Genomic DNA, 2,135 nt, shown 5'->3' with positions numbered 1-2,135 from the left:
CTTTTGGAAACAACCAAATTTGAAATAGTTTGGTTTGCTGATCGTTATTGGGATTGAATTCGCTGTGTTGTACTCCAGTTCCGGCACTCATAACTTGCACATCACCCGTTTTGATGGTTTCGGTATTTCCCATGCTGTCTTTGTGGGCTAAATCGCCTTCAAGTGGAATGGTGATGATTTCCATGTTATCGTGCGGGTGTTTTCCAAATCCCATTCCCGCCGCAACGATATCGTCATTTAAAACCCTCAATACGCCAAACTGAACTCTTTCCGGCTCATAGTAGCTTGCGAAACTGAAGGTGTGGTGTGCGTTTAACCAACCGTGATCGGCGTGTCCGCGTGTGTTTGCTTTGTGTAAAACTGTATTTTTCATGTCCTATAAATTTAATGATTATTATGATACAAATTTACAGCGACTATGAAGTGAGAGCACTTAATGTAGATTAAGAAAAATTTGAGTTGCAGAGTTGCAAAGTTTCAAAGTAAGTCCGAAGATGGTTGGGGGGAGTCAGAAGCTTGTTACGAGGAGTCAGAAGGTTGTTTCGGAAAGTTAGAAGCATGTTCAGGGTTGTCAGAAGCTCGTTTCTATGTGTCAGAAGCTTGTTGCGAAGACTCAGAAGTTCATTTCTATGAGTCAGAAGCCCTTTCCGAAGAGTCCGAAGCTCGTTCCGGGGCTCGGAAGGCTTGTAAATGCTGGAAAGTTGGTTTTTTAATTAAACTTAGAACTTTAAACTCGAAACTTTGAACATTGAACCCTCCAACTACTTCTTCAACATCCTCGCCTTCATCTTACTAAAGAACTGTAGCGTCCTGAAATAGGTTGACAGATTTATACTCTGTTTTTCAATTCAAATTTAGATAAATAATTTCTTTATTCCTACGATAAGATTTATATGGCATATCAGCATTTAAATGCACGCTAACAGGTGTTCTTCCATTTAAGCTGTCATGAGGTCTCAAAGTGTTATAAATTTTCACAGCTCTCCTTACCATCTTCTGTGCCATTGTTTTGTTTGGAATGGTTTGATTGAGTCCAAATTCATACTTCATTGTTTTGTTCAGGCGTTCTGCAAGTGCGTTTTCATACGGATCATATTGTTCCGTCATGCTTACAAGAATATCATTTTCTTGCAGCATTTTGACGTATTCTGGCCAACAGTAGTGTAATCCTCTATCCGAATGATGGATTAGTTTTCTGATTGGATATTTTCTGTTTTTTAAAGCCATTTTTAAAGCTTCTATTGATAAGGAAGCTTTCATATTTGTAGCTACATTAAATCCCATTATTTGTTTTGAATAGGCATCAGTTACTAAAGCTAAATAAGCATTTTTTCCATTTAGTCTTAGATAAGTAATATCGCTTACCCAAAGTTCTTCGGGATGGTTTGGCACTTTATTTTGAACGAGATTTTTAAATTTTCTAAAGAGATGATTTGAGTTTGTGGTTCGGGTAAAGTTGCGCTGTTTGGGTACCAGTAGGGTATGAGCCCTTAGAAAATCAAAGAAATTATCACGTCCCATTTTGATGTTCTGTTGTTTCATTTGGTCTTGCAAAAGCAGATGTAACTTTCTTCCTCCTGTTGCCTGATTGATTTCGCCTCTTTTATGGATGACCATTTTCACGAGTTTCTCATTATCAGATTTTTGCTTTTTACAAGCGTTCATTTTTTTGTAGAAGGCTTGTCTTGATATCCCGAAGCATTGGCAGAGCCACATGATTTTAAAATGGCTTTTTTCTTTAGTTCCACTTCTTTGGCCAATGATTCGGGCAGCGACTTTTTTGCGTAATCGTTGCCGGTATCAATCTCGGCTTCAGCGATTACCATTTGCTGGAAGTCTTTAATGAATTCCAGTTCTTCAATCTTTTCCTTTAGTTTTTTGATTTCGTCTTTGTTCGCCATTCCTTTTTGCTTTTGCTCTAAGGTAGTATATTTTTGCAACCAATAATAAATTGCATTGCGCCCGACCTGGTATTTTACCGATGCATGGTTGACGGAAATCTGTCCGTTGCAAACTTGATCGATGATCTTTAATTTTAAGTCAAATCCAACGGATTTTTTCTGACAGGGGATTTTCTTTTCTTTCATATTGTCCTGTAAATAGTTGTTGATTTTTTGTCAACCTATTTCAGGATT

At 37.8% G+C, this 2,135-nt stretch carries 3 protein-coding genes; all 3 read right to left on the bottom strand.

Features of this window, described 5'->3' with window-relative positions; translation table 11 throughout:
- Positions 1 to 373 (bottom strand): pirin family protein (locus tag RMN97_RS07460; RefSeq protein ID WP_309613895.1); only part of this gene is annotated, 373 nt, incomplete at its 3' end.
- Positions 374 to 843: 470 nt separating this feature from the next.
- Positions 844 to 1,716 carry an IS3 family transposase gene (locus tag RMN97_RS07455; RefSeq protein ID WP_309613894.1) on the bottom strand — a complete coding sequence of 291 codons (873 nt, stop codon included), beginning with the start codon at positions 1,714 to 1,716 and terminating at the stop codon, positions 844 to 846.
- Positions 1,662 to 2,087, bottom strand: a complete 426-nt coding sequence (locus RMN97_RS07450; RefSeq protein WP_309613893.1) for an IS630 transposase-related protein — start codon at positions 2,085 to 2,087, stop codon at positions 1,662 to 1,664. The genes RMN97_RS07455 and RMN97_RS07450 overlap by 55 nt, the downstream gene beginning before the upstream one ends.
- Positions 2,088 to 2,135 lie beyond the last annotated feature (48 nt).

The sequence above is a fragment of the Flavobacterium sp. genome, assembly GCF_031381455.1.
In the GTDB taxonomy this organism is placed as follows: domain Bacteria; phylum Bacteroidota; class Bacteroidia; order Flavobacteriales; family Flavobacteriaceae; genus Flavobacterium.
This window is presented reverse-complemented; position numbering and strand designations above follow the sequence as displayed.

What these genes read in the sequence shown, in the direction of transcription:
- RMN97_RS07450 (WP_309613893.1), bottom strand. Translation starts at nt 2,087, where the DNA reads ATGAAAGAAAAGAAAATCCCCTGTCAGAAAAAATCCGTTGGATTTGAC.
- RMN97_RS07455 (WP_309613894.1), bottom strand. Translation starts at nt 1,716, where the DNA reads ATGTGGCTCTGCCAATGCTTCGGGATATCAAGACAAGCCTTCTACAAA.